We start from the raw sequence: 17,306 nt of genomic DNA, 5'->3' as shown, positions 1-17,306 counted from the left end.
CCCCGTTTGCCTATCCGAGGCTGCGGATTTTGCGCCAGATCGTCGCACCCGGAGGAGAGACTGCGGAGGCGTAGCAGCGCTACGCCGCACAAAGGAGCGACGAGGACGGCGGCGAGATGGCGTAAAAGTCGCAGCCCCTACAGGATTAGGTAATAGAGCGGAAAGATGAAGATCCAGACCAGATCCACCAGATGCCAGTAGAGAGCACTGTTCTCCAGCCAGGCAAAATCCCCGGCATGGATCGTCCCCCGCCATGCCCATACCGCCACCACCGCCAACAGTACGCTGCCGATCAGCACATGGAGGCCATGGAGGCCGGCGGTCACATAGTAGAGGCTGTAGAAGACCGACTCTCCGGGAGGCGCAGCAGCCAGCCGGGACGAGCCGGGATAGATGCCGCGACTGAACTCGTGGCTCCACTCCAGGTACTTGTTGATAAGGAACACGGCTCCGCAGATGACCGCCCCCCCCAGCAGCCAGACGGCCAACCGCCGGCCCCCCCGCTGGATGGCGGTGACCGCCATGGCCGCCATCAGGCTGCTGGTGATGAGAATGACCGTGTTGACCGTGCCGAACCAGAGTTGCATCTCCCGCCCCGCGGCGGCAAACTCCCGGGGATAGCGGACGAGATAGGCCCCGTAAAGGAGAAACATCCCCCCAAACAGGAATAATTCGGTTAAGAGGAAAAGCCACATCCCGAGCTTTGCCCCGGCATGGTCTCTGTGTTGCGGCCGGCTCATGGGACCCCCGTCCCCCTGAAATCATAGGGGCCATGGGTGACCACCGGCTCATCCGCAAAATTCTCCGTGGGTGGCGGCGTCGGGATGCTCCATTCCAGGGTTGCCCCTCCCCACGGATTGCTCCCGGCCCGCGCCCCGCTCCGCAACCCCATGAACAGGTTCACCAGAAGAATCATGAGCCCTGTGGCCAGGATCCAACTCCCGATTGTGGATACCAGGTTAAGGGGAGCGAACTCGGGGAGGTAATCGTAGTAACGCCGCGGCATCCCTTCCAGCCCCAGCACGATCATGGAGAAATAGAGGATGTTGAAGCCGGTGAACATGAGCGCCCAGGCGATAATGGCCGGCTTTTCGGCGTAGCGGCGGCCGTAGAACTTGGGGAGCCAGTAGTGCATGGCGGCGAAGAAGGCGAATCCCGAGCCGCCGAATATGACGTAATGAAAATGCCCCACCACGAACTGGGTGTCGTGGACATGGATGTCCGTGGCCGCCGCCCCCTGCACCAGCCCGGTCAGCCCGCCGATGGAGAAGAGGAAGATGAAGGAAAGTGAGAAGAGCATGGGGGCTTCCAGGGAAATGGACCCCCGGTAAAGGGTTGATATCCAGTTGAAGACCTTGATGGCAGAGGGGATAGCTACGATGAAGGTGAGGAAGGAGAATACCAGAATCGCCATATCGCTCATGCCGCTGGTGAACATGTGGTGCCCCCAGACGAGGGAACCCGCCGCGGCGATGGCGATGCTGGAAAAGGCGATCATCCTGTAGCCGAAGATGGGCTTTCGGGCAAATACCGGAATGATCTCCGAGATCACCCCCATGGCCGGCAGAATCATGATATAGACCGCCGGATGGGAGTAAATCCAGAACAGGTGCTGGTACATGAGGGGATCCCCCCCCTGCCCCGGCTCGAAGAGGCCGGTCCCCAGGAGCCGTTCGGCGATTATCAGCACCAGGGTGATGCCGAGGATGGGGGTCGCCAGGATCTGCACCCACGCCGTGGCGTAGAGGGACCAGACAAAGAGCGGCAGCCTACCCCAGGTCATCCCTTCGGCCCGCAACCGGTGGATCGTGGTGATGAAATTTACCCCGGTAACGATGGAGGAGAACCCCACGACAAATACGCCGAACACCGCCAGTGAGACGTTGGTCCCGGTCCGGCCGCTGAAGGGGAGGTAGAAGGTCCAGCCGGTGTCGGGGGGGCCGCCCCCCGTGAAGAGCGAGGTAAGGATAATGGCCGCGCCGGCCATATAGAGCCACCACGAAAGGAGGTTCAGGCGGGGGAAAGCCACGTCCCTGGCACCGATCTGGATCGGCATGACGAGATTGCCGAAGGAGCCCTGAAATCCGGGGATGATGAACAGGAACACCATCACCACCCCATGCACGGTAAAGAGGGCATTGTACGCCTGGGGCCCCATGATGGTCCGTCCCGGCGCCATTAGCTCGATACGGAGCAGGAGGCCGAGCGCCACCGCAACCAGGAAAAAACCGAACACCGAATAGAAATAGAGCAGGCCGATCCGCTTGTGGTCGGTGGAGAATATCCAGGAAGCGATGCCGCTCCTGCCGGTATCGCTCCAGAAGCCGGCGGCGGTCGTGGTCGGCTCAGTCGGTTCCATGTTTTCCCCCGGGAGGCGTCGGGCGTTTTTTCCCGGTCAGGAACAGGAAGGCAAGGAAGGCACCCGTGCAGATAATGACGATGGTTGCGCTCACCCGCAGCAGATTGAAGACGTAGGTCTTCGCCTTCGGGTCGTAGGTGAAGCAGTATCCCACCACCTTGCGGACCGTGGTCCCCACGGTTCCGCTCCGGGCCTCAAGCAGGGCCAGGGCGAGATCCTTGGGGAGAAAGGTCGTGCCATAGAGGTAGCGGACGATGGTGCCGTCGCCGGTAACTATGATGCTCGCCACCGGGTGGATGAAATCCCTCCCCTGGCGCTCGAACCGGAACCCGGCAGCATCGGTCAGGCGGCGGATGTTTTTCACGTCGCCGGTCAGGAACCGCCACCCCTCCTCGGGGAATGGGGCACCGATGGCGTCCAGGTAGGTTCTCTTGTACTTGGCGGCCAGCTCCGGCGTTTCGGTTTCGTCGAAGCTCACCGAAATGACCCGGTACTGCTCTCCCGGCGTAAGGCGGATATCTTTCAGGACTCCGGCCAGCCCCCCCTGGAGAAAATTGCAGACATTGGTGCAACGGTAGTAGACGGGAAGGATTATGGTGGGGGCGGTTACCAGGTCTCCCAGGCGGACCGGCGCGCCGGTTTCGTCCGCGAAGGTGGCGTCGAGGGGAATTTTCTCCCCCAGGCGTTCGGTGAGGCCGAAACGTGCCCCATCGCCAGTTGCGGCGTCGATGCCGGGACGGCCATGCTCATGGAGCGGCTCTTCCGCCGCGGCCGTGGCCCGGGCGGACGCGAGCATGGCCGCCAGCAGCAGCAAAGAGCAGAGGAAAGACACCCCGGACCATCGTACACCATGCAACCGTTCCATTGGTCACCACCCCGAGCGTGAGTGCAGCGTCCCTATACCTTACCGCCCTCCACGCCATTCGCAACCGCCGGGGCGGAAGCCGGGCACAAAAAAACGACGGCCAGGGGGCCGCCGTTCACGGGAGTTGCCTTGCGGCGGAAGACCGCCGGGCTGTGTCAGTCCAGGTTGAAATTATTCTGGTAGGCCATGAGGGTATTGAGCATGAGGGCCGCCACCGTCATCCGGCCGACTCCGCCGGGAACCGGGGTGATCCAGGAGCATTTCCCCTTCACGTTCTCGAAGTCCACGTCCCCGACGATTTTGCCGTCATCCAGCCGGTTGATCCCCACGTCGATAACGACCGCCCCCTCCTTCACCATATCGTCGGTGACAAAGCCGGGAATGCCGACGGCCACGATGATGATGTCGGCCCGCCGCGTCTCGTCCAGCAGAAGCTCCCGGGGGGTTTCGATATGGGTGAGGGTGACGGTGGCGTTGCCGATGTCGAAATCGTTGGCAAGCATGATGGAAATGGGCTTACCCACGATGTTGGAGCGGCCGATGACCACGCAGTGCTTCCCCCAGACCGGGATCTCGTAGAACTGGAGGAGCTTGCAGATGCCGTAGGCGGTGGCCGGCCGGAACGCCTTCTGCCCCAGGGTCATCTTCCCGAAGTTCGTGGGGTGGAATCCGTCGATGTCCTTGTCGGGATCAATGGCGTTTATTATTTTCTGGGGATTTATGTGTGGGGGGAGCGGCAACTGGACGATGAGACCGTCGGTGGCCGGATTGGCGTTGATCTCCCGGATTTTCGCCAGGAGCTCCTCTTCGGTCACGGTTTCCGGAAACCGCAGGAGCGCCCCCTCGAACCCCGCCTTCTCGCAGGATTTGATTTTCGACTTCACGTAGGATTCGCTCGGAGCGTGCTCACCCACGAGGATTACCGTCATGTGCGGCTTTCTCAGCCCCGATTCCACATATCCCGCCACCTTCCTGGCTATGTCGGCAACCAGGCTGTCGGCGCACTTTTTCCCGTCCAGTAGATTCATGGCACCAAGTTTCCTCTTCTCGATAAATTCCATGGGGTCTGTACATTCCCCAGTTTTCGCATGCTAATCGGCACGGTCAATATCCACGTCTTTTGTAACATACAAAAAGCGATGCCACAACAGCCGACACCGCCAACCATCCGGTCAGGGGAGCTCCAGCGGCGGCTCCGCCAGGGCGGCTACCTGCTCCCGCAGCTCGATTATCTGGTCGTTCCAGTAGCGGGGAGTATTGAACCAGGGGAAGGTGGCAGGGAAGATTGGGTCTTCCCAGCGGCGGGCGAGCCAGGCGCTGTAGTGGAGAACCCGCAGGGCCCGCAGGGGCTCCACGAGCCGCAGCTCCCGGGGATCGAACTCATTGAACTCCGTGTACCCCTCCAGTAGCGCATCCAGCTGGGCCAGCTTCCGGGGGCGGTCGCCGGAGAGCATCATCCAGAGGTCCTGCACCGCCGGGGCCATGCGGGCATCGTCGAAGTCCACGAAGTGGGGGGCATCGTCCCGCCAGAGGATGTTCCCCGCATGGCAGTCGCCGTGGGTCCGCAGGTACCGGACCGCCCCCGTCTCCGCCATGATGGCGTCGACAGCTTCCAGGAGCATGGCGGTCACCGCCGTGTAGCTCTCCCGCAACTCGGGGGGGATGAAGCGGTCGCGGATCAGCTCCACGGAATCGTAGCCGAAGCTCCGGCTGTCGAGAACGGGACGATGAACGAAAGGCGCCACGGCGCCGATCCGGTGCATTCGCCCCAGAAACCGCCCCAGGATCAGGAGGTTGTCCAGATTGTCGAATTCCGGCGCCCGCCCCCCCTGGCGTGGATAGAGGGCGAAGCGGAAGCCGTCGTGGCAAAAGAGGCTCTGCCCCTCGGCGTTGCGCCAGGGGGCCACCACGGGGAGCTCGTGGGTCGCCAGTTCGGCGCAGAAATCGTGCTCCTCCGCGATCTGCCCGTCGCTCCAGCGGCCGGGGCGGTAGAACTTGGCCACCAGGGGCTCCCCCTCCTCGATCCCCACCTGGTAGACCCGGTTCTCGTAACTGTTCAGGGCCAGGGTGCGGCAATCGCAGACAAAGCCCTGGCTCTCCACGGCGTCCATGATGAAGGCGGGGGTCAGAGTGCTGAATGGGTGCGGGTTTTCGGTCATGGCTTGCACAATACCATCATTCACCGCCGGAACCAAGGAGTTCACCGCTCAGCAAAAAAAAGGGGCATGATTGGAGGTAAAGATGAGCGGATCGCGGCGCAATATCGGCGCCACTGCGGAGTGCCGGGTGAACTCCCGGTCGAGGAAACGGCGCACCTCCCGGCGGCCCCACCCACCTGGGTGGCGGAAGGAGGTGTAGAGGGAGAGGTCCCCCTCGTAAAATGATTCGGTCTCCATTCCCGCGGCCTCGTCGCTGAAAGCGGGCATGTTGAAAACCGCCAGGTTCAGGAAGGTGATGGCCTCCCGGTGGCGAACCACAAATTCCAGCGTCCTTCGGGCATCTTCCTCGGACTCGGCCGGGGTGCCGAAGAGGAGGTAGCCATAGACCGCGATTCCCGCATGACGGAGATTTTCCAGCACCCGCTCCGCCATGGCGAGGTCGATACCCTTGTGGAGCCGGTCCAGAACCCCCTGGTCCCCCGATTCCAGCCCCAGTTTCAGCATGACGCACCCCGAGCGCTTCAAGGCCCGGCAGAAACCCGGGTCGTCCAGGTTATCGCCGATCCGGGCAAAGCTGTACCACGGGGCACCCGGAGGGGTCTCGGCCAGGGCATTCAGAAGCGTCGGGCTTATGGCATTGTCCAGAATGTGAATAAGGGACGGCCCATACTTGGCGGTCAGCCCCCGGAGATCTGCCAGGGCCCCGGACGTCGGCCGGGGGCGATAGGCGTTACCTTCGGCCCGCTCGGGGCAGAAGGAGCAGCGGTTCCACCAGCAGCCGCCGGCGGCGCTGTAGGGGAGGACAAGGCCGGGGGAAAAATAGTCCGGAAGCGGCAGAAGATCATAGGTCGGCGCTCCGGACGCCCGGTTTCCCGGCGGGACTCCGGCGAGATCCAGGAGGGGCCCTTCCCCCGGCCCCGCAATCATGTGGTCCACGAGGCCGCCGAAGGGGTTCTGCCAGCCGGGACGCCGCAGCCACGACGTCACCAGCCCGCCGCCAAGGACTATCTTCAGGGATGGGAACCGCCGGCGGATAAACCCCATCAGCGCAAAGGCGCTGACCGCCTGGCTCAGGTAGTTGAGGGAGATCCCCACAAACCCGATGCCGTCCACAACCTCGGGCAGCCGTTCGCTGAAGTAGCCGTAGAAGGGGTTGCGCTCCGGCTCTTCCGCCGCCCGCAGCAGATCGGCACTGGAAACCGGCGAAAAATGCTCCTGCTGGTAGTCCGCGAGTCCCACCGTAGCCCCGCTCCCCCGGCCGGACACGGAGAGGAGCCGGTTCAGGTCGCTGACGGCGCGGACGTAACGGTCCGGGGAACTGTAGGTCGAGGGGTCCCGCAGGGCGGACAGGTGTCGGGCCCGGTTCTTCACCGCCCGGCGGGTCCAGGTCTCCTCACCGGGTTCCGGTTGCTCCATGAGCCAGAGGAGCCCCTCAAGGTTTGCGTCCAGGAGACGGCATGGGACGCCATTGGCCAGGAGCGCCCCCGCGAGGAGGGTGATGCCGGCCGGCGGCTCGGACGGTTTGGCTACGGGTGGATGAATGAGGAGCATGGCGCCTATTATGGGGGAAACGGCGCCGGGAGGCAAGGCGGCCGGTGAGGGCCGCTACCCCCCCGCCAGCCAGTGGGCCAGGTTGCGGGCAAGGCGGGTATTGCCGTCGTCCAGGTAACGGTTCTGGAAGATGGCGTCATCGCCGAAGATGAGGATGCGGCCGGCGCCGATGTTCCCTTCGGCCACCACGGCAAAGCGGTCCACAGCATCCCGTGCCGACAGCTTCCGGTTTCCGTCCAGGTCAACCCACGCCTCGGCGCTGGTCCGGGCAAGGGGAGTCAGGCCATTCAAGGCCCAGCCTCCATAAAGGCCGAACTGTTCCATGCCGCCGAAGAGGGGATGGGTTGCCAGATCCCGCACCCGGAAGGTGATGTCGTTATCGGCAATGACGTTCTGGCGCTCATGGAGGACGCTATTGGAAAAGTCGGCCCCCACCCGGTGGATGAGCCCGGCAAGGGGCTGGCCGATGTGGAGCATGAGCGCCACTCTCCCACCCCGCTCCAGGAAGCGGACCACCGCCTCCACCTCCTCCGGCGCCAGGGGTGCGAAGGGACCGGAAATCACCAGGGCCGCCACCTTATGGAGGGAGTCGTCGGTGAGCCGCTCCCGGCCCGTGGCCACCTGGAGCCCCTCCTCCTTGAGGATTGCGGCGAGACCGGACAGGTGCAGCTCACCCTCCTGCTCCACCACGAAACGCTGGCCGTGCCCCTGGTCCACCAGCACCAGAGGTGCGGCCCCCCAGGAAACCATCGCCGAAGAAATAATCATGCAGACTGCAATCCCGAACAACGTGACAACTCTTTTTACGGACGCATTCATTGGCACCCTCCACAAAAAAGACTTTATAGGTCTTTTTTATACTATTCCAGACTCCTTAAATGCAAGCATTTTTTACCGGGCGCCCCTTGCGTAATCCCTTTTTCTTTCGTCCTGCCTGTGATAAAGGATTCAAGGAAACAGATGATGTTTAATGAAAGGCAACGGACATGAAACGATGACAGTGGGTGATCGGATTTTTCAGATACCCGGCATCGGCAGGATAAAGCCGGTGGATGCGGCACTTGCGATACTGCTGATAGCACTTGCGGCCGCATATGGCATTTACGGCTTGCGGCAGTACGACGTCATCTCGGCCGACGGGGCCGGATATGCCGTCTCGGGAAAGATTTTCTTCGAAACCGGTGATCCCCGGAACTTCGGAACGGTGTTCCCGCCGCTGTACCCCTTTCTCGTGGGCCTGTTCAACGTGGCGCTCAACGATCTTGAGACCTCGGCCAGAATGGTCTCCGTATTCTTCAACGCCCTAACCATCCTCCCCCTCCATGCCCTTACCCTGGGGCTCTGGGGGCGGCGCGCCGCCCTATGCGCGTCCATCCTGTTCATCACCCTACCCTTTCTGCACGGCATGTCCGGCATCGACATCACCGAACCCACTTACACCTTCTTTGCCCTTGCCGCTGCATGGGTTTTCAGAAGCTGTCTCGCCCGCCGCGGCAAAGGTACCGCTTTCGCAACCGGAGCCCTTCTGGGCATCGCCTACCTGGCGCGCCCCGAAGGTTTCATCGTTGCCGCAGCGTTTTCCGGCATCCTGTTCCTGTTGCTGCTCCTCAACACCCCCCGGGGGGGAAGACTTCGGACCACTCTCCTGCTGGCGATTTTCTGGTGCGGATTCCTGGTGCCGGCAGTACCGTACATGAATTACCTCCACAACGTGACCGGCGCCTGGCAGTTGAGCGGCAAAACAGGGCTGAACTCCAGCATCATCCGCGAATACCGGGGCGAAACCCCACCCGACCAGCACATGCGGCTCAATGAGCAGGGGCAGGCCGTAGGGGGGGGGAATGCAACGCTGCTGGATCTGATGAAGGAATCCCCGGATATTTTCTGGGGCAACATCCGCGACAATCTCCACGCCCTCCCCCTGGAGCTTGTCGGCGCCTTTCCGTGGTTCCTGTTCGCGCTGGCAGGCATCGGGTACCTGTGGCTCCCCCGCTGTGCTCCGGGGGACGGAGAAGAGTGCGCGGCGCCTGCCCGCCAGGGGCTCATGGACCGCCTGCTCCTTGCATCCGTCTGTTCCCCCCTGGCTCTGTATGTGGTTTATTTTGTGCAGCCCAGGGGATTCTATGCCTATGTGCCGGTCTTTCTCATGGCGGCAGGCGGCGGCTTCGCCCGCATCGATTCATGGGCAAACCGATACATCCCACGGAAAACCTGGATTGCCGTCCCCCTCGCTGCACTCCTCGGGCTCTGGTACATCTACAGCAGCATCCCGGCTCCCAAGCCCCCCTACCACTATACCCAGGACGGCGCCCGGTATGACGACAAGCAGATAGGGCTTCGACTGAGGGAAATCATCCCCCGTGGGGCGATAATCATAACCCGTTCCGGCAGGATCGGCTTCTACTCCCGGCACACATACCTGATGCCTCCCCAGGGAAGCCTTGCCGAACTTATCGCCTTTGCCGGCAAGAACAATGCGGAGTATCTCATTGCGACCATTCAGCTCCTCTCCATGCGCCCCCAGCTGGAGATACTCTATCAGCCCCTTTTCGGAGCGAACGGGAACGCCCCCCCACTTCCCGGCATTGAGCCGGTCTACATCGGCCAGGAACCGGGGGGACTCCCCTATATTGTCTACCGGTTTGTCCGGCAGTGACGTTTCGGGTGGTGACCCAGTGGAAACTCCCTTTTTGTCTTTCATCATTCCTGCCTACAACGAAGAGCAGCGCCTTCCACCCTATCTGGAACGGGTAATCGGCTTTCTTGCCGGAGAGCCATACTCCTTCGAGGTGATTGTCGTGGATGACGGCAGCTCCGACGGGACGGCGGCGATGGTGAAAGCGCTCATGGCGCGCCATTCCTGCCTGCGGCTGGAGGCGCTCCCCCGGAACAGGGGGAAGGGATTTGCGGTTAAAACCGGGATGATCGCCGCAAAGGGTCAACTCCGCGTTTTTGCCGATGCCGATGGGGCAACGCCCGTTGAGGAGATTCGGCGGCTGCTGGAAGCCAACGGGAACGGCGCCGACATCGCAATCGGATCCCGGGCCATGAAGTCCGGCCACTGCGTTGTGAAGGGGCGTTTGCACCGCAAAATCATGGGAACCGTTTTCAACGGGCTGATAAGGGCACTGGCGGTACGGGGCATCCACGATACCCAGTGCGGTTTCAAGCTGTTCACGGCCTCTGCCGCCGAAGGCATTTTCCCCCGGCAGAGGATATCCGGTTTCGGGTTTGACGTGGAACTCCTCTTCCTGGCCCGGCGTTTCGGATACCGGATCATCGAAGTGCCGGTGAACTGGGCTGATGTTGGGGGGACAAAGGTTCGCCTGGTGCGGGATTCGTTCAGGATGCTCAGCGAAGTGCTGCGGATACGGTTCACAAATCTTACCGGAGGTTATGAAACTCCCCCCAGGAGGCCATAGCCAATTATTTCAGAGCCTTACTCTCTTCCCCGCTCCAACGCGGCCTCAGCTTGACTTCGCCCGCGTCGCCAGTATACTTTTCTCCATAATCGACGTGATAGACGACAATACTAAACCATCCGCGAGGATGGGGCGGAAAGCCCACAGGGTCTCACCGAGACAGCCGGGTTGCCGAAATGTCACCATATTTTCGGCACCCCGGCTTTTTTGTGCCCAGACACAACGGCCGGGGAAAGGAGGAAAGAGATGATACGAAAGATGATGTCAACCCTCAAAGTGGTGCTGGCCCTGTCAGCAGCCGTTTTCGGCCTGGCCCTGCTCCAGGGGTGCAGCGGCGGGGGGAGCGACAGCGACAGCTCAGCAACTGCGGGCACCTTGAAAGTGGCCTTGACCGACAAACTGAGTGACGACTTTGCCGAAGTGAGAATTAAAATCAAGGCGGTCAAGATCATACCGGTCGAATACGACCAGGATGCAGAGGACGACGATCAGCTGCTGATCACTGTTCCCCTTGATGTACCATCACCCAGCTTCAATGTCCTCGATCTTGCCTATGTCCAGGAACTGCTCGGCACGGTGACCCTGCCGGCAGGAACCTACAGCCAGGTCCGGCTGATCCTGGAACCTAACCCCAATGTAGGGGAGCCGGTCAATTACGTAACCCTCAAAACCGACCCGGCCACAAAAATCCCCCTCAAGACCCCCAGCGGGCAGCAATCGGGGCTCAAGGTGCTCGGCAGGTTCGTGGTTGAGCCGGGCGTAATCAATGCCATCGCCATCGACTTCGATCCGAACACCGCCATTGTCGAACGCGGCAACACCCCGCAAAACGAGAAGTATATCCTTAAGCCCACGGGAATACGGATAATCCAGATGGATGAACTGTTGCCGAGCTACGGTTCAATTTCCGGCATGGTCGTTTCTCCGTTGTCAAACTGGTCGAGCGCCACGGTATCGGTGAAACGCCGCGGTTCCGCAGATGACATCACCCCCATCGCCGCCGGCACAATTTTCAGCAATTACACCAGCGGCGTGTGGCAGGCCCCCTTTGCGGCATTCGTGCCCCCCAACACCCTGCCTGTCACCTACAAGGCATTCGTCGCCGCCAACGGCTTCCAGACCTATTCGTCCGCCGCCGTTTCCGTCGTAACCGGGGCAACCACCGATCTCGGCACCATCTCATTGCTGCCATCGCCCTGAAGTCACCAATAAAGCAAGGGGGCAGGCCTGAACGGCCTGCCCCCCTGATCTTCTTCATCCGGCAAATTATCCAGCTACTTTTTAAGCACTCTTTCCGCCTCAATCTGCCGGAAAATATCGTGGAGCGACTCCGAGTAGATCTCCTCCCGCTTCCCCTCCAGCGGATGGAAGGGATAGGCGAAGATCAGCACGGCCTGGGTCCAGTTTTTGAGGGTCGCCTTGCGCTGGTAGGTCCGCAGCGTTTTCCCGGACCTGTCGGAAAGTGTCGCGGTTATGGTGTAATCCCACGTATAGGGCATCGGGACAAGGGTCAGGGACAGGAGGCTGACGGTGCCGCTCAGGCACTGCTCCGCAAAGGAAGACTCCTCGAAAAAATCGATGTCTAGGGTATAGTCGTGGGTACGCCGGAACCCGTCGAGTTCCTCGCGGCGCTTGGGGTTGTTGACGTCGGCGGGGGATTCGGTGAAGGTGACATAGGGGGAAACGTTGCTGATCTCGCCGAGAGCATCACGGAAAAGATTGTCGAAGTCCTTGACCCCTTGGGCCTTCAGCTTCGGAATTGAGTCGAACCCATGCTGCTGCTCCAGGTGCCGGAACAGGAAAAAGGCACTCACCTTCTCCGCACCGACGTTCTTTTCCGCGGGGCGGTCGAACTTGCCAGTCACCGCCGATCGCGAGGCAGCGCAACCGGCCAGCATCCCCCCAACAAGCAGGAGCATCACGAGGGCAATCCGCCTCGACCATACCATCGAACTCGTCATCCCATGAACCTGTCCCATTGGGCACCTCCCGAATTTGCCGGATGCGGCATCGCACGTGTCACGCGTTAATATTTAAGCAAGTATACAGTGAAAACAGCCCCACGGAAATGGCTACCGGCGGTTGTAGAGAACACCCCCCCGTTTTCGGTAAAGCTCCAGCACCTCCCGTCCCTCATCCCGCATATAGCCTCTGACGATCTCTATCCCCCGCTCTTCCAGATAGCGGTACGACTCAGGGTACACCGGCCCCTCATCGAAGCCGATTGCCCGTGCGTCTTCGGCAGCCGCGGCACACACCAGCCGGTCAACCCCGCTCCAGAGTATCCCCCCGAGGCACATGGCGCAGGGCTCGCAGGAAGTGAACAGCTCAAAACTCCCACCGGACGCCAGGGTAAAGCTCCCTATCTTCGCCTCGGCCTGCATGATGGCCACCATTTCGGCATGGAGCACGGAGTTGTTGGCGGCAACGACAAGATTCATCCCTATGCTGACCAACTCTCCGCTTCCCCTCTTGAATATGGCCGCACCGAACGGCCCGCCGGTCCCCTGTTCCACATTCCGGCGGGCAAGGCCGATGGCAAGGGACATCTTCCCGGCATCGCCGGCAAATATGCGGGCCTCATCCAGACATGAAGCAGCCCATTCTGGCAACGTCAACGGCAGCTGAATCATCAGATCTCCTCCCTTTCAACGCACATCGTTCTATACAAGCATTTTAACGGCTCTTTGCGCGAAGGCAAAAAAAGGCGGCCGAGCGGCCGCCTTGTGCTATTTCAATTTCATGATTCCCCCCGGCCGGAGTTACCGGTATGGCGGGTAGGATGGACCATAGTCGGGGGGTACGGGGTACCCGTAAGAGGGTGGCGGCGGAGGATACGAAGGGGTTGCGCGCCGGAGCCGGTACCGGTGCACCTGGCCGGGAACCTGGTGCCCCTTGGCATACATGCACTGGACATACGCATAGTCATATTTCTGCTGTGCATCGTAGCCGTAAGACTCCCCGGCACCGGCACCGGTGGCCGTCCCCAGGAGCAGCCCGCTCCCGGCGCCAATGGCCGCGCCGGTCCCCGGATGACCGGATGCCGCACCGAGGAGCGCGCCGGCCCCGGCGCCTATTGCCGTTCCGACGGCCGCACTCGTGGCGGTATTCTGATTGATGGTATCCTGGGCAGTCATGCCGATCTGCTGGCCGGCCCACTGCCGGCAGGCAAAATCTTCAGACTGGAACTGCTCGAAGGATTTCCCCTGGGAAGGGAGCACCAGCACGCTCGGCCCCGTCGGAACCACCGCGCATCCGGTGAGCCCCAGCAATCCCGCCGCCAGCACATAGCTTCTCATCCGTTGGGCGATCATGGCCTCACTCCTCTTCTTCCAGCTCCTCCGGCGGCTCATCCGGAGGAACGACCTTCATCCACCCCTTCGGGCACTTTTTCACATAGGGATAGTACCCCTCAGGGTTCTGGCAATAATACCAATAGTTGGGCTCTTCCGCCCGGGGAGCGGGAGCCGGCTGGACATATATCTCCTGGGGAGGGCTCACGATTACCGGCGGCCTGTAATAATAGGGATAATAAGGGTATGGGTCCCACCACCCCGGCCCGAGATACAACCCGAACCCGACATGCCCTCCGCCATGGCCGTGATAGCCGCCCCGGCCCCGCGCCTCGGCTGTGAGATAACTTGCCATGATTGCAACCGTCAGCACCAGGACAATTCGCACGATTTTGTTCATATGATCCCCCTTCCTGCTCCAGCCTCCCCTCTCGGGGAGCGCCGGCGGGACGTCTCGAAAAAATCCATCTGCCATCTGTGCATTTAAACGTTACCACATCCAAAGCGTTGACAGGAAATATGATAATGTCTTTGTGGCCCGTTCTCAAGCCATCCCGAAGGAGAGCAGGGCAGCCAGGGTCAGGCAGCTTACCAGCAGCCACAGGGTAACCCCCTGCAGCAAGGGGCGCAAGCCGACGATTTTCAGGGCATCCCTGCTCAAACCCGCACCGACCAGGAATAACGACACCACCAGACACTGTTTGGCCACAGCCGTCAGCCCCCCCCATAAAACCGCAAACTGCGGCAATATCGTATGAAGGGTGGCCGCCAGGGCAAAGCCGATGATAAACAGCGGCACACCGGCCTTTTGCTCCGATTTCATGAACAGTGCCGTCCCCATGGCCACCGGCGCAATCCAGATGGCCCGGGTAAGCTTTACCGTCGTCCCCACGGTCAGCGCCTGGGCGCCATAGACAGAGGCCGCGCCGACCACGCTGCTCGTGTCGTGGATGGCAAGCCCTGCCCACGCTCCGAAAACGGTTTGATCCAGATTCAGCAGATGCCCCATGGCGGGGAACAACAGCAGGGCAACGGAATTCAGGGTAAAAACAGTTGCCAGCGCCACGGCGGTCTCGTCATCCTTCGCCTTCAGAACCGGAGCCATGGCGGCAATGGCGCTCCCCCCGCAGATGGCGGTCCCGAACGAGATGAGCGCCGAAGTATTCCGGTCCGTCTTGAACAGTTTCCCCAGCAGGCTGCCCGCAATCAGCGTACAGCCGATTCCGGCAACGGTATAGATAATCGAATCACTACCGGTGCGAAGGACTTCGCCAAGACTGAGTCCGAACCCTAGCCCCACCACCGAGAGCTGGAGAATCACCTTGCTGTAGTGCGCGGACTGTTGAGGCCATGGGTTGCCGAGCGTGAAACTGAAAAGCACCCCCATGACCAAAGCCGTTGCGGTCCCGATCCAGGGAGTTGCGCACGTCAGCACGCATGCGATGAAAAGTACCCTGCGTTTCCCGTTGTCCATTACCGCCTCCTCCACATCAATAATGGCGGCATTATATGACCTTGCGAATATAAATAAAAATGAGTAATATTCAAACAAAACATCAACAATAATTATGAGACAGCAATGGCCATTACCTTGCGGCAGATGGAGATTTTCGAAAAAGTAGCCAGGTGCGGGCATGTTACCCAAGCAGGCAGAGAGCTCCTGCTGACCCAATCGGCCGTCAGCATGGCGATCGCCGAACTGGAGCGGCTTGCGGGCGCCCCCCTGTTCGAACGTCGGGGGAGGCGGCTCCTTCTCAACGACCGGGGACGCCGGATGCTTCCGGAAGTAAGCGAGCTGCTCTCAAGGGCCCACCGGCTGGAGCAGTTTCTCCAGGAATCCGTTGCGGAGCCGAAGGGCACCCTGCAAGTGGGGGCGAGCACCACCATCGGGAACTACATCCTGCCGTCAGTGGTGGGGGAATTCTCGCGGCTCTACCCGCAAGCGCGGGCATTGCTCCAGGTGGGCAACGCCCAGCAGATCGAAAGTGCCGTGGAAACCGGCGATCTGGACCTGGGGCTCATCGAGGGGCTTCCCCACATCGGCTCTCTGGACGCAAGGCCGTGGCGGCACGACGAACTGGTTGTCATTGCGGGGAAAGGGCACGCCTGGGCACACTCACGGAAAGCATCCCCCGACATGTTGCGGGACGCCCCCTGGATCATGCGCGAAAAAGGTTCCGGCACGAGGGAGATATTCGAAGCAGCAATGGGCAAAATGGGAATAAGTTTCTCGATTGCCCTGGAACTTGGGCACACCGAGGCCATAAAAAAAGCGGCGGAGGCCGGGCTGGGCGTGGGGTGCCTGTCGAGAATGGCCGTCCAGAGAGAATTGGACCATGGCTGGCTTGTGGAAATCGACACCCCCCTGGAACTGGGGAGAACCTTGATAGTGCTCACCCGGCACAGCGAGCACCGGACCACGCTTCTGAAAGTGTTTCTGGAACTGCTGAAGCAGAGCAGGGACCTGTAGGCTTTTCATTGCACGAAAAAGGACTACACTGTAGAAACGTAAGGAGCAGCCGTCTAATTGACTACGTTCTCGGCGCTAAAGCTAAGGACAGACCAGGGGGATAACGCGATGATACTAAGAATGATGCTGCTTTTGGGAATGCTTCTCATGCTGCAGGGGTGTGTGCTGACAAAACTGGTGTCGGTCCCCATGAGGGTGACCGGGGCGGTGGTCTCAATCGTTCCCGGCGTCGGCAACTCAATCCACGATGGTATCGACAGTGCCGCCGAAGTGGTTGATGACGTACCCATCTGATTTTTCAAGCCATTTACCGGAACGGCGACCGACGGCCGCCGTTCCGGACTCCCTTAACGGTTCGTCTTATCCAGTAGCGGTCTCAGGAATTTCTCGAAAGTCGCCCGTTGTTTTGCCGTCAGCAGATCGAGATCCCCTTCGTTATCCAGCAGAAAAGTCCCGACTCCGATAACCGTCTTTGCCAGATAGCCGGTGCCGGCAACGCTCTCTTCAATTTCGTCGGTCCGCTTGCTGAGCAAGTTGCGGAGCACGCGCAAGTTCACTTCCATAGCCTCATCTCCTTCTTTCATCAAATATGCATGGGCGCCCCAAGGTTGCTCAATGACTTTAATTTGCCCCTTCATTCATCAACTCGACTATTTTCCAGCAAATCTTGTCCGGTGAAAAGACAAAATCAACGGCACCTGTTTGTAAAGCAGAATTCGGCATGCTGTAGATGGCCGATGTTTTCCGGTCCTGGGCAATGGTGGTGCCGCCGATCTCCTTGATGTGATAAATTCCAGCCGCGCCGTCATTGCCCATTCCGGTAAGCACCACGCCGACAATCTTTCCCATGAATGGCCGCCCCAGGGATTTCATCGCCACATCGGCAGCAGGTTGGACGAAATTGACCCGTGGGCCTTCATGGAGCATAATCCGCCGGTTCCCCTCCAGGGTAAGGTGGCAACCGCCTGGGGCCAGGTAAATACGTCCCCGCTCCAGAAACTCACCATGTTCGGCCACGGAGACCGGCATGGATGCGACGGCGGCAAGCCCCTTCGCCACAAGCCGGTCCATTCCCGGCTGAATGTGCAGAATGATGACGACGGCGGCATTCAGGGGCGGCATATCGGCAAATAATTTTTTGAGGGTTATGGGACCGCCGGTTGAGACCGCGATCATGACAATCCGGT

Annotated in this window: 19 protein-coding genes and 1 riboswitch; of the genes, 5 read left to right on the top strand and 14 right to left on the bottom strand. The window is 60.7% G+C overall.

From position 1 onward, the window contains the following. Nucleotides 1–137: 137 nt before the first annotated feature. The 7 genes from JZM60_RS07070 to JZM60_RS07040 form a co-directional block, all read right to left on the bottom strand. Entirely contained in the window at nt 138–740 is a 603-nt protein-coding gene (locus JZM60_RS07070; protein ID WP_207164859.1) for a cytochrome c oxidase subunit 3, read from the bottom strand. Further along, nucleotides 737–2,359, bottom strand: a complete 1,623-nt coding sequence (gene ctaD, locus JZM60_RS07065) for a cytochrome c oxidase subunit I (RefSeq protein ID WP_207164857.1) — start codon at nt 2,357–2,359, stop codon at nt 737–739. The genes JZM60_RS07070 and ctaD overlap by 4 nt, the downstream gene beginning before the upstream one ends. Beyond that, entirely contained in the window at nt 2,346–3,224 is an 879-nt protein-coding gene (locus tag JZM60_RS07060; RefSeq protein WP_207164855.1) for an SCO family protein, read from the bottom strand. The genes ctaD and JZM60_RS07060 overlap by 14 nt, the downstream gene beginning before the upstream one ends. 155 nt (nt 3,225–3,379) lie before the next feature. Continuing rightward, complete coding sequence (locus JZM60_RS07055; protein WP_207165526.1) at nt 3,380–4,252, bottom strand: bifunctional 5,10-methylenetetrahydrofolate dehydrogenase/5,10-methenyltetrahydrofolate cyclohydrolase; 873 nt, start codon at nt 4,250–4,252, stop codon at nt 3,380–3,382. A gap of 144 nt (nt 4,253–4,396) precedes the next feature. Further along, nucleotides 4,397–5,383, bottom strand: a complete 987-nt coding sequence (locus tag JZM60_RS07050; RefSeq protein ID WP_207164853.1) for a serine/threonine protein kinase — start codon at nt 5,381–5,383, stop codon at nt 4,397–4,399. 48 nt (nt 5,384–5,431) lie between these two features. Further along, nucleotides 5,432–6,934, bottom strand: a complete 1,503-nt coding sequence (locus tag JZM60_RS07045) for a B12-binding domain-containing radical SAM protein (RefSeq protein WP_207164850.1) — start codon at nt 6,932–6,934, stop codon at nt 5,432–5,434. A gap of 54 nt (nt 6,935–6,988) precedes the next feature. Then, nucleotides 6,989–7,753: a DUF4350 domain-containing protein gene (locus JZM60_RS07040; RefSeq protein ID WP_207164848.1), complete on the bottom strand. Its 765-nt coding sequence runs from the start codon at nt 7,751–7,753 to the stop codon at nt 6,989–6,991. Between the two features lie 175 nt (nt 7,754–7,928). On the opposite strand from JZM60_RS07040, the gene JZM60_RS07035 reads away from it, so the two are divergent. From JZM60_RS07035 to JZM60_RS07025, 3 genes are all read left to right on the top strand, one after another. Next, nucleotides 7,929–9,590 carry an ArnT family glycosyltransferase gene (locus tag JZM60_RS07035; protein WP_207164846.1) on the top strand — a complete coding sequence of 554 codons (1,662 nt, stop codon included), beginning with the start codon at nt 7,929–7,931 and terminating at the stop codon, nt 9,588–9,590. Nucleotides 9,591–9,609: 19 nt separating this feature from the next. After that, nucleotides 9,610–10,356 (top strand): dolichyl-phosphate beta-glucosyltransferase, encoded by a 747-nt coding sequence (locus tag JZM60_RS07030; protein ID WP_207164844.1) that lies wholly within the window; start codon nt 9,610–9,612, stop codon nt 10,354–10,356. A gap of 99 nt (nt 10,357–10,455) precedes the next feature. After that, a riboswitch (cyclic di-GMP riboswitch) is annotated at nt 10,456–10,532 on the top strand. 70 nt (nt 10,533–10,602) lie between these two features. Continuing rightward, a complete protein-coding gene (locus JZM60_RS07025) occupies nt 10,603–11,556 on the top strand; it encodes a DUF4382 domain-containing protein (protein WP_207164842.1) in 954 nt (317 codons plus the stop codon). Nucleotides 11,557–11,630: 74 nt separating this feature from the next. On the opposite strand, the gene JZM60_RS07020 is transcribed toward JZM60_RS07025, so the two are convergent. The 5 genes from JZM60_RS07020 to JZM60_RS07000 all read right to left on the bottom strand — a co-directional run bounded on the left by JZM60_RS07020 (nt 11,631) and on the right by JZM60_RS07000 (nt 15,123). Beyond that, on the bottom strand, nt 11,631–12,335 hold the full coding sequence (locus JZM60_RS07020) for a hypothetical protein (RefSeq protein ID WP_207164840.1): 705 nt from the start codon (nt 12,333–12,335) through the stop codon (nt 11,631–11,633). A gap of 93 nt (nt 12,336–12,428) precedes the next feature. Next, the gene (locus tag JZM60_RS07015; RefSeq protein WP_207164838.1) at nt 12,429–12,989 is read right to left on the bottom strand and encodes a nucleoside deaminase; all 561 of its coding nucleotides are present in this window, start codon (nt 12,987–12,989) and stop codon (nt 12,429–12,431) included. Nucleotides 12,990–13,118: 129 nt separating this feature from the next. Next, nucleotides 13,119–13,670, bottom strand: coding sequence for a glycine zipper family protein (locus JZM60_RS07010; RefSeq protein ID WP_207164836.1), 552 nt, complete (start codon nt 13,668–13,670; stop codon nt 13,119–13,121). 4 nt (nt 13,671–13,674) lie between these two features. Then, nucleotides 13,675–14,049 (bottom strand): hypothetical protein, encoded by a 375-nt coding sequence (locus JZM60_RS07005; protein WP_207164834.1) that lies wholly within the window; start codon nt 14,047–14,049, stop codon nt 13,675–13,677. Between the two features lie 144 nt (nt 14,050–14,193). Then, nucleotides 14,194–15,123, bottom strand: coding sequence for a YeiH family protein (locus JZM60_RS07000; protein WP_207164833.1), 930 nt, complete (start codon nt 15,121–15,123; stop codon nt 14,194–14,196). Between the two features lie 105 nt (nt 15,124–15,228). Between JZM60_RS07000 and JZM60_RS06995 the strand changes: the two genes are divergently transcribed. Both JZM60_RS06995 and JZM60_RS06990 read left to right on the top strand, forming a co-directional pair. Then, entirely contained in the window at nt 15,229–16,119 is an 891-nt protein-coding gene (locus JZM60_RS06995) for a LysR substrate-binding domain-containing protein (RefSeq protein ID WP_207164831.1), read from the top strand. A gap of 108 nt (nt 16,120–16,227) precedes the next feature. Beyond that, complete coding sequence (locus tag JZM60_RS06990; protein ID WP_241426394.1) at nt 16,228–16,413, top strand: DUF6726 family protein; 186 nt, start codon at nt 16,228–16,230, stop codon at nt 16,411–16,413. Between the two features lie 53 nt (nt 16,414–16,466). Here JZM60_RS06990 and JZM60_RS06985 read toward each other — a convergent pair whose 3' ends face one another. Together JZM60_RS06985 and JZM60_RS06980 are read right to left on the bottom strand one after the other, a co-directional pair. Beyond that, nucleotides 16,467–16,682, bottom strand: coding sequence for a hypothetical protein (locus JZM60_RS06985; RefSeq protein WP_207164828.1), 216 nt, complete (start codon nt 16,680–16,682; stop codon nt 16,467–16,469). A 58-nt stretch (nt 16,683–16,740) separates the two neighbouring features. After that, nucleotides 16,741–17,295: a CheB methylesterase domain-containing protein gene (locus JZM60_RS06980; protein ID WP_241426393.1), complete on the bottom strand. Its 555-nt coding sequence runs from the start codon at nt 17,293–17,295 to the stop codon at nt 16,741–16,743. Between the last annotated feature and the right edge of the window lie 11 nt (nt 17,296–17,306).

The organism is Geobacter benzoatilyticus, from assembly GCF_017338855.1.
GTDB classification, from domain to species: domain Bacteria; phylum Desulfobacterota; class Desulfuromonadia; order Geobacterales; family Geobacteraceae; genus Geobacter; species Geobacter benzoatilyticus.
Note: the sequence above shows the minus strand (reverse complement) of the source record. Positions and strands in the feature narration are given on the sequence as shown.